General features: G+C 63.3%; 8 protein-coding genes and 1 other RNA gene. 8 read left to right on the forward strand and 1 reads right to left on the reverse strand.

The window, feature by feature from the left end:
* Window positions 1-2 precede the first annotated feature (2 nt).
* A complete protein-coding gene (locus F2P47_RS14910) occupies window positions 3-965 on the reverse strand; it encodes a quinone oxidoreductase family protein (RefSeq protein WP_152217178.1) in 963 nt (320 codons plus the stop codon).
* 113 nt (window positions 966-1,078) lie between these two features.
* Between F2P47_RS14910 and rnpB the strand changes: the two genes are divergently transcribed.
* The 8 genes from rnpB to mraY all read left to right on the forward strand — a co-directional run bounded on the left by rnpB (window position 1,079) and on the right by mraY (window position 9,390).
* Window positions 1,079-1,455, forward strand: an RNA gene (rnpB, locus tag F2P47_RS14915) — RNase P RNA component class A.
* A 306-nt stretch (window positions 1,456-1,761) separates the two neighbouring features.
* Window positions 1,762-2,238, forward strand: a complete 477-nt coding sequence (locus tag F2P47_RS14920) for a division/cell wall cluster transcriptional repressor MraZ (protein WP_152217208.1) — start codon at window positions 1,762-1,764, stop codon at window positions 2,236-2,238.
* Entirely contained in the window at window positions 2,235-3,239 is a 1,005-nt protein-coding gene (gene rsmH, locus F2P47_RS14925; protein ID WP_152217179.1) for a 16S rRNA (cytosine(1402)-N(4))-methyltransferase RsmH, read from the forward strand. The genes F2P47_RS14920 and rsmH overlap by 4 nt, the downstream gene beginning before the upstream one ends.
* The gene (gene ftsL, locus F2P47_RS14930; RefSeq protein ID WP_152217180.1) at window positions 3,236-3,613 is read left to right on the forward strand and encodes a cell division protein FtsL; all 378 of its coding nucleotides are present in this window, start codon (window positions 3,236-3,238) and stop codon (window positions 3,611-3,613) included. Before rsmH ends, ftsL begins: the two co-directional genes overlap by 4 nt.
* Window positions 3,610-5,385, forward strand: a complete 1,776-nt coding sequence (locus F2P47_RS14935; RefSeq protein WP_152217181.1) for a peptidoglycan D,D-transpeptidase FtsI family protein — start codon at window positions 3,610-3,612, stop codon at window positions 5,383-5,385. The genes ftsL and F2P47_RS14935 overlap by 4 nt, the downstream gene beginning before the upstream one ends.
* 2 nt (window positions 5,386-5,387) lie before the next feature.
* On the forward strand, window positions 5,388-6,869 hold the full coding sequence (locus F2P47_RS14940) for a UDP-N-acetylmuramoyl-L-alanyl-D-glutamate--2,6-diaminopimelate ligase (RefSeq protein ID WP_246176915.1): 1,482 nt from the start codon (window positions 5,388-5,390) through the stop codon (window positions 6,867-6,869).
* Window positions 6,866-8,302 carry a UDP-N-acetylmuramoylalanyl-D-glutamyl-2,6-diaminopimelate--D-alanyl-D-alanine ligase gene (locus F2P47_RS14945; protein ID WP_152217182.1) on the forward strand — a complete coding sequence of 479 codons (1,437 nt, stop codon included), beginning with the start codon at window positions 6,866-6,868 and terminating at the stop codon, window positions 8,300-8,302. Before F2P47_RS14940 ends, F2P47_RS14945 begins: the two co-directional genes overlap by 4 nt.
* Entirely contained in the window at window positions 8,302-9,390 is a 1,089-nt protein-coding gene (gene mraY, locus F2P47_RS14950; protein WP_152217183.1) for a phospho-N-acetylmuramoyl-pentapeptide-transferase, read from the forward strand. The genes F2P47_RS14945 and mraY overlap by 1 nt, the downstream gene beginning before the upstream one ends.
* The last annotated feature ends 4 nt before the right edge of the window (window positions 9,391-9,394 follow it).

Raw genomic sequence — 9,394 nt, forward strand, 5'->3', positions numbered from 1 at the left:
GCTTACGGGATCAGCAGTACGCGACCGACAGCCTTGCGGCTCTCGATATATTCATGCGCCGCCGCCGCATCCTTCAGCGGAAACTCGCGGTCGATCACCACCTTGAGCTTTCCAGCCGCCACGTCGTCGATATGGCGCTGGATATTGGCGTGAACCCGGTCGGTGAAGATTTCCGCTCCGAGGAAAACGCCGGAAAGCGACTGGTTGCCGCCCATCATAGTTGTTACATCGACGGTCATCGGTTCGCGGCCAGCCCGGCCAACAAAGGATACGCGTCCGCGATAGGCGAGCGACAGGATCGACTTCTGCAAGGTCGACCCGCCGACCGGATCGACGACGAGATTGACGCCGCGATTGTCCGTCAGGCGTTTTGCTTCCGCGACAAGATCCTGCGTCTTGTAATTGATGCCGTGATCCATCCCGAAGGCTTTGAGCTTTTCGAGCCGTTCGTCGCTCGACGCGGTTGCAATCACGGTCGCGCCCGCACGCCTGGCAAGCTGGATCGCAGCGAGGCCGACGGCGCCCGCGCCCGCCTGAATGAGCACGGTTTCACCGGCTTTGAGGCGTCCGAACTCAAAGAGGCAATCATCCGCCGTGCCGAAAGGGACGGGTATGGCGGCTGCCTGTCTGATGTCGAGATTGTCAGGCACGGGCCACGCGGTGCGTGCGAAGACGGAGCGCTTCTCTGCATGCGAGCCATATACATTCACCGTGGTGACGCGCTGACCGACCTTCAGGTCCGTCACTTCTGCGCCGACCTCGATGATTGTGCCGGCGGCCTGATAGCCAACGATATGCGGATGGGTAACAAGTTCGCCGCCAGCGCGGTTCAGCGTGTCGCCGCCTTCGATGCTCACCGCCTCGACCTTGATGACGATGCCCTGAGGCAGGCAGACCGGATCGGGCACATCCTCGTATTTCAGGACGCTGGGCGGGCCGTTTTCGTAATAGACGGCGGCTTTCATGGACATCTCTCCCCTGTTTGATGGCTTGTCAGGGCAATGTCGTGGCTGGGGGCGCGGACTGCAAGGTGCCGCCGGGCTTGCTATCGGCCTGATAGCCCCCTATCTGCAAGGGGTCAGATGGCCGGATGGCCGCTGTCCTTCGGGGCAGAGGAAAGTCCGGGCTCCACGGAATCACGGTGCCGGCTAACGGCCGGCGGGGGCGACCCCAGGGAAAGTGCCACAGAGAACAGACCGCCCGGCTGAGGCTTCTGCCTTCCGGGTAAGGGTGAAACGGTGCGGTAAGAGCGCACCGCGCGACCGGTAACGGAAGCGGCACGGCAAACCCCACCGGGAGCAAAACCAAATAGGGGCGGCATCGTTGGTTCGCCGACAGGTCCGTTTCCGGGTCGCCGCCCGGGTTGGTTGCACGAGGCGTCCGGTAACGGACGTCCCAGATGAATGGCCATCGCCCGCAAGGGTACAGAACCCGGCTTACAGGCCATCTGACACTTATCTCCTTCCCGCCATCCTCTCGCCATCACCGTCTGGCATCCCATGGTCCATCATGGGACAGTGCTGCGTGTTCTATTTATGTTCTCAAATATTCGTGCCGTTTTGATCTGTGTGGCCAAGTGTTGATCCCACCCAAATCCGCAGAAATACTAGGCTTTCCCATTGACGTTCCACGTTTTCCCATGTTATCCCATGATGTCCCGGATGCTAGTTGCGTCGGCTCTGCCGATACCCGCGTTTCGGGCGGGGAATGGGGCGGACCCGAAGGGACCGGGCCGCTTCGAACAGGGGATGAATACGGCCAATGGAGTCGTTTCGGGGGCGCTTCACCAACAAGATCGATGCAAAGGGCCGCGTCTCCCTGCCGGCCAAGTTTCGTTCTGTTGCGACCTCGCAGGGCATGAGTGGCGTCGTCTGCTTCCCCTCGTTCCAGGGTTCATTCATCGAAGGCAGCGGGCCGCGCTTCGCGGACTCCGTTCTGCAGATGCTGGATCGTCTCGATCCCTTTTCTCCGGAACGCAACATGCTTGCCTCCGTGCTGATCGGCGATAGCGCCGAACTCATGTTCGACAGCGATGGCCGCATTCTTCTCCCCGAGGAACTGCGCGCGCATGCCGGCATCGCCGACGAGGCCACCTTTGTTGGCCTTGGCGAGAAGTTTCAGATCTGGGAACCGAAGGCTTACGAAGCCTTCCGCGCCGAAGCGCTGGAAAAAGCGCGCGCCTATGGCGATCTGCTGAAGTCGCCGACCGCGCTGCCGCCCGCCGGAGGTGCGCGATGAGTGAGCGTGTTCCCCATATTCCCGTGATGCTTGCCGACGTGCTGGAAGTGCTTCAGCCGAAGGATGGCGGCATCTATGTCGACGGTACGTTCGGCGCTGGCGGCTACACCAAGGCCATTCTCGGCAGTGCCGATTGCGCGGTGCTGGCGATCGACCGCGATCCGAGCGCCATTCTGCGCGGCCGCGATCTGCAATCGAAATTCGCCGGGCGCCTCACGCTGATCGAAGGCTGCTTCGGCGACATGGCGCGGCTTGTGCGCGAACTCGGCCATGAGGCGGTCGATGGTGTCGTGCTCGATCTCGGCGTCTCTTCCATGCAGATCGACGAGGCCGAGCGCGGCTTCTCCTTTCAGAAGGATGGTCCGCTCGACATGCGCATGAGCGGGCAGGGCGTCTCCGCCGCCGATGTGGTCAATACCTTCGACGAGAGCGATCTCGCTCGCATCATCGCCGTCTATGGCGAGGAGAAGCGCGCCCGCGCCGTTGCGCGCGCCATCGTCAAGGCGCGCGAGGCTGAGCGCTTCGAACGCACATTGGCGCTGGCCGACACCGTGGCCCGCGTCATTGGCCGTCGCCCGCAGGATCGTATCCACCCGGCCACGCGCACCTTCCAGGCGCTGCGCATCTATGTGAATGACGAGCTGGGGGAGCTTGCCCGGGGTCTTTCCGGTGCTGAGGGGCTGCTGCGCGAGGGCGGCCGTTTCGCCGCCGTCACCTTCCATTCGCTTGAGGATCGCGTCGTGAAGCGCTTTCTCACTGCGCGCACGGGCCGCGCCGCCCGGGCCAACCGCTTCATGCCGGAAATCGAGGAAGTGGCGCCGTCCTTCCGCGAAATCGAACACAAGGCCCGCAAGGCTTCGGAAGCCGAGGCGGATATCAATCCCCGCGCGCGTTCCGCGAAGCTCCGTGCCGCTGAACGCACCGCCGCGCCTGTGCTGCCACTCGACCTCGCCGATCTCGGGCTGGCTCGCATGCCCTCCATCTTGGAGGGCCAGGCATGATCCGCACCCTCAACATCATTCTCATTCTTGCGGTGATCGTGCTGTCCGTTGGGCTCTATGATATCAAGTATCGCGCCGAGGCCGCCGACAGGCGCGCCGAGCAGATTGAACGCGACATTGCGAGCGAGCAGGAAGGCATCCGCGTCCTTCGCGCCGAATGGAGCTATCTGAACCAGCCTGAGCGGCTCCAGCAGCTCGCGCAGCGCTACACCACGCTTGAAGCGCTGAAGGCCGCGCAGATCGGCTCCTTCCAGGACGTGCCGGTGCCGCACAAGACCGATGAGTTTTATGCGCCGATCACGCGCCGGCCGCCGGCAGGCTATGCCGGTATCGCGCCCGGAGACATCGGCGCGGGCGAAAGGGCAATCCAATGATCGGCCGCCGCAACCAGTCGTCATCGCGTGGCCGGGGCGTTCTCGCTGGATACGATGCGATTGCCAAGCCGCGCATGCCCCATGAGATCGGGCTCGAGGAAGAAATCCGCACGCCGTCCGAGCGGCGCATCTTCCTGGCGCTTGCGCTTTTTGCCGTCTGCTTCTCGCTGGTTGGCGCGCGTCTGGTCGAACTCGCCATCGTCGGCGGTGACCGTGGACCGCGTCTTGCCGCCGCCGGCGAGCCAGATCCGATCCACCGCCCCGACATCGTCGACCGCAACGGCGAGGTCATGGCGACTGATATCGTGACGGCTTCTCTCTATGCCGATGGCCGCGCCATCGTCGATCCGCAGGATACCGCCCGCCAGCTTGCAACCGTTCTTCCCGACATCAATCCGGAGGAAGTGGCTGCGAAGCTCGAAACCGGCCGGGCCTTCATCTGGCTGAAGCGAGATCTGACGCCGAAGCAGCAATATGCCGTTCACTATCTCGGCCTGCCGGGGCTTGGCTTCCGCCGAGAGCAGAAGCGCATCTATCCCAACGGCCACACTTCGTCGCATGTCCTCGGCACGGTCGATCTCGACAATCGCGGCACGGCGGGCATGGAGCGCTATATCGACAAGTCGCTCCGTCTCGGCAAGGGCGAAGAGGGTGGACCCCGCGCCCAGCCGATCATGCTGTCGATCGACATGCGTGTGCAGTTCGCGCTGCGCGACGAGCTTGAGAAGGCGCAGAAGGAATTCAGCGCCAAAGCAGCCGTCGGCATCATCATGGACGTCCATACGGGTGAGGTCGTGGCCATGAGCTCGCTGCCCGATTTCGACCCCAACGATCCGATGGTCGTGTCCGACGACGCACGCTTCAACCGCGCTACGCTGGGCGTCTATGAGCTCGGCTCGGTCTTCAAGGCGGTGACGCTGGCCTCCGCGCTCGATTCGGGCAAGGTGCATATCGATACACGGCTCGACGCGACTCAGCCGATCCATTATGCACGTTTCACCATCCACGATTACCACGCCGAGAACCGTTGGCTCTCGGTGCCTGAAGTATTCATGTACTCCTCCAATATCGGCACCGCGAAGATCGCTCTCGAACTCGGCACTCCTGCCTACCGCGAGTATCTGCGCCGTTTTGGCCTGCTTTCGAAGGCCGAAATCGAGCTGCCAGAAGCGGGCGACCCGTTGCTGCCGCCGCATTGGAGTGAGCTTTCGACCATGACCGTCTCGTTCGGCCAGGGCATCGCCGTGACGCCGCTGCAGGTCGTGGCGGCGCTGGCGGGCATCGTTAATGGCGGCACCAAGGTCAAGCCGACGCTTCTTCACCATGAAAATGTGCCAACGGGCGAACGACTCATCTCCGAGGAGACCAGCACCCAGATGCGCGGCCTGCTTCGCCTCGTCGTGACCGAGGGTACAGGCAAGAAGGCCGACGTGCCGGGTTATCCGGTTATGGGCAAGACCGGCACGGCTGAAAAGGCGATTGGCGGCGGCTATGCCAAGCACCGCCTGATCTCGTCCTTCCTTAGCGCCTTCCCCGCCAATGACCCGCGCTACACCATGATTGTCATGTTCGATGAACCGCAGGGCACGAAGGCGACTTATGGCTTCGCGACCGCGGGCTGGAACGCCGCGCCGGTAACGGCGCGCGTCGTCTCGCGCGTGGCGCCGCTTCTCGGCATTCAGCCGATCGAGCAACCCCGCAACGACAACAACATGCTTCAACAGGCAAAGCTCGTGACCTTCGAGCCGGAAACTGCAAATGGACGCGATTAGGAATGCTGGCTGACATGCAGCTCGCGACGCTCATCGGACCAGATCACCCCAACCTCCCCGAAGGGGGCGGGACGGAGATCCTCGGCCTGACGGCGGATAGTCGCGAGGTGAAGCCCGGTTTCCTCTTCGCTGCATTGCCCGGAACGAAAGTGGACGGCACGCGCTTCATCCCGCAGGCGCTGGCGCAGGGCGCATCGGCGCTCCTCGTCGATGCGCTGGCCGAAGTCTCGTTTGATGTTTCGGGCGATGTGCCTGTCATTGCGGATCGCAATCCCCGCCGTCGCCTCGCGCTCATGGCCGCCCGCTTCTTCGGCCGGCAGCCCGAAACCGTGGTCGCGGTCACCGGCACCAACGGCAAGACTTCAATTGTCACCTTCGTCCGCCAGATATGGGCGGCGCTCGGCTTTGAGGCGGCGAGCGTCGGCACGGTCGGCATTGTCGGGCCGCAGGGCGAACGCGCGCTCGGCCATACGACGCCCGATCCGGTGACGCTTCAGGCGGCTCTTGCCGATCTCGCCGACGAAGGCGTGACGCATCTCGCCATGGAAGCGTCGAGCCACGGTCTCGCACAATATCGCCTTGATGGTGTGAAACTCGCCGCCGCGGCCTTCACCAATCTCACGCGCGATCATCTCGACTATCACCCGACCTTCGATGACTACGCCTACGCCAAGCTCCGCCTCTTCGGAGAGGTCATGGCGCCGGGCGGTGTTGCCGTTCTCAACGCAGACTCGGATTTCTGCGCCGAGTTCGAAGCCGTCTCCTGGGCGCGCGGGCATCGCATCATCTCGGTGGGGCGGAAGGGGCGGACGATCTGCCTCGTCGCCGCGAAGGCGACGGCGCGGGGCCAGGTGCTCGAACTCGTCCATGAGGGCCATAATTACACCGTGAACCTGCCCCTGGTCGGCGCCTTCCAGGCGTCGAACGCGCTCGTCGCGGCAGGGCTCGTTATCGGCAGCGGCGGCGAGCCGGCCAAGGTTTTCGCCGCACTGGAAAATCTGAAAGGCGCGAAGGGCCGCCTCGAAGAAGTCGCGCATCTGCTGAATGGCGCGTCGGTCTATATCGACTATGCCCATACGCCGGACGCGCTGGAGAATCTTCTCGAAGCGTTGCGTCCGCATACCAAGAAGCGCCTCGTCGTCGTCTTTGGTTGCGGTGGCGACCGCGATCCGGGCAAGCGTCCGCAGATGGGCGCGGCAGCGACGAAGCTCGCCGACCTCGTTTATGTGACGGACGACAATCCGCGCGGCGAAGATCCCGCTGTCATCCGCGCCGCGATCCTCGCCGCCGCCAACGGCGCAATCGAGATCACAGATCGCGGTGAGGCAATTAAAACAGCCATGTGCGGTTTGAAGGCGGGCGATGTACTTGTTGTCGCGGGTAAGGGCCATGAAACGGGCCAGATCATCGGCGACCGCACCATCCATTTCTCGGATCACGAAGCGGTCGAAGCTGCTGCGCGAGCAATCGGAGGTCAGGCATGAAACCGCTCTGGACCCGCGCTGAAGTTCTGGCTGCGACCGACGGCAAGGCCGAAGGCGCCGATTGGGTTGCGAATGGCGTTTCCATCGATAGTCGCTCGCTCGAAAAAGGCGACCTCTTCGTTGCCATCAAAGGCGAGAATAGCGACGGCCATGCCTATGTCGACGCGGCCTTCAAGAATGGCGCTTCTGCAGCCATCGTTTCCGATGTGACGCCTGCCATGCGCGTTGCCGGTCCGCTCGTCGTCGTGCCCGATGCGCTCGAGGCACTGAATGCGCTGGGCCGCACAGCGCGCCGTCGCGCCGGCGCGAAAGTTGTGGCTGTTACCGGCAGCGTCGGCAAGACGGGCACCAAGGAAGCGCTCCGCATGATCTTGTCGGAGCAGGGGCCGACCCATGCGTCGGCTGCCTCCTACAATAATCTGTGGGGCGTTCCGCTTTCGCTCGCCCGCATGCCTGCCGACACGCGCTTCGGCATTTTCGAAATCGGCATGAACCATTCGGGCGAGATCACGCCGCTCTCGAAGCTGGTCGAGCCCTTTGTCGCGCTCATCACGACTGTCGAAGCCGTGCACATGGCCTACTTCGACTCGGTCGAGGAAATCGCCGACGCGAAGGCCGAAATTTTCGACGGGCTTCAGAAGGGTGGCGTCGCGATCCTCAACCGCGACAATCCGCATTTCGCTCGCCTTGAGGCGCGTGCCAAGGCGGCGGGCGCAGGCCGCATCATTTCTTTCGGCGAGCACCCGGAAGCCGACGCTCATCTCGAAAAGCTGGTGCTCAAGGAAACCTGCTCCTGCGTGTCGGCGACGATCTGCGGGCGGCCTGTGACCTACAAGCTTGGTGTGCCGGGCCGTCACATCGTCATGAACAGCCTCGCCATGCTCGCCTGCATTGATGCGCTCAATGCCGATCTGGCGTTGGCGGCGCTGGCACTGGCGCAGCTTCAGGCGCCGCGCGGTCGCGGCGAGCGTCATCTGGTCGAAGCGCCGGGGCGTCCCTTCACGGTGATCGACGAAAGCTACAATGCCAATCCGGCCTCCATGCGTGCCGCCATCGAAGCGCTGGGCCAGGCCGAGCCCGAAGCCCGCGCCCGCCGCATCGCCGTTCTGGGCGACATGCTGGAACTAGGGCCGGAAGCGGCGGCACTTCATCGCGAAGTCGCGGTGCCTCTGGCGCGCGCGGACATTGACCTCGTCTTCGCATGCGGTCCCTTGATGCGCGGACTTTATGACGCGCTGCCGGCTGACCGTCAGGGCGCTTATGCGGAAACATCGGATGCCCTCGTCGGACCGCTCCTCGAAGCTATCCAGGGCGGCGACGTGGTCATGGTCAAAGGTTCCAACGGGTCGCGGATGAGGCCGGTCGTCGATGCGCTGCTGGCGCTCGGTGAGGATGATAGCGAAAGCATCCGGCGTAACAGGGGAGAAGCCTGATGCTTTACGATTTCCTCGCAGGCTTGTCGAAGGACTGGGCGGCGCTCAACGTCTTTCGTTACATTACCTTCCGCACCGGCGGTGCGACGCTGACGGCGTTGCTCATCAGCTTCCTTTTCGGTCCGCGCGTCATCGCGATGCTCAAGGTGCGTCAGCGCCGCGGCCAGCCGATCCGCGAGGATGGGCCGCAGACGCATGTGATCCAGAAGCAGGGCACGCCGACCATGGGCGGCTTCCTCATTCTGTTCGGCCTCGTTCCTTCGGTGCTGATCTGGGCTGATCTTTCCAACCCTTATGTCTGGATTGTGCTGCTCGTCACGCTGGGCTTCGGCGCCGTCGGCTTTGCCGACGACTATCTCAAGGTTTCAAAGATTTCGCCCAAGGGTGTGCCGGGCCGCGTGAAGCTCCTCTTCGAATTCATCATCGCAGCCATCGCCATGTATGCGTTGGTCTCGGTGGCAAAGGAGCCGCTGGCGACCGCGCTCACCGTTCCCTTCTTCAAGGGCCTGCTCTTTCATCTCGGGCCGTTCTTCTTCGCCTTTGGCGCCCTTGTTATTGTTGGCTCGTCTAATGCCGTGAACCTCACTGACGGTCTCGATGGTCTCGCCATCGTGCCGGTGATGATCGCATCGGCGAGCCTCGGCCTCATCGTCTATCTCGTCGGCAATGCGGTCTTCGCCGACTATCTGCAAATCCATTTCGTGCCCGGCACGGGCGAGCTTGCCGTCTTCTGCGGCGCGCTCATCGGCGCGGGGCTCGGCTTCCTCTGGTACAACGCGCCGCCCGCCATGGTCTTCATGGGCGACACTGGCTCGCTTGCCCTTGGCGGCGCGCTCGGTGCGATCTCGGTCGCGGCGAAGCATGAGCTTGTGTTTGCGATCATCGGCGGCCTCTTCGTGCTCGAAGCCGTTTCCGTCATCGTGCAGGTCGCGTCTTTCAAGCTCACCGGCAAGCGCGTCTTCCGCATGGCGCCGCTGCATCATCATTTCGAACAGAAGGGCTGGGCGGAACCGACCGTCGTCATCCGCTTCTGGATCATCGCTGTCGTGCTCGCCATGGTCGGCCTCGCAACACTAAAGCTGAGGTGAGGAC

Source organism: Parvibaculum sedimenti (assembly GCF_009184905.1).
GTDB lineage: Bacteria > Pseudomonadota > Alphaproteobacteria > Parvibaculales > Parvibaculaceae > Parvibaculum > Parvibaculum sedimenti.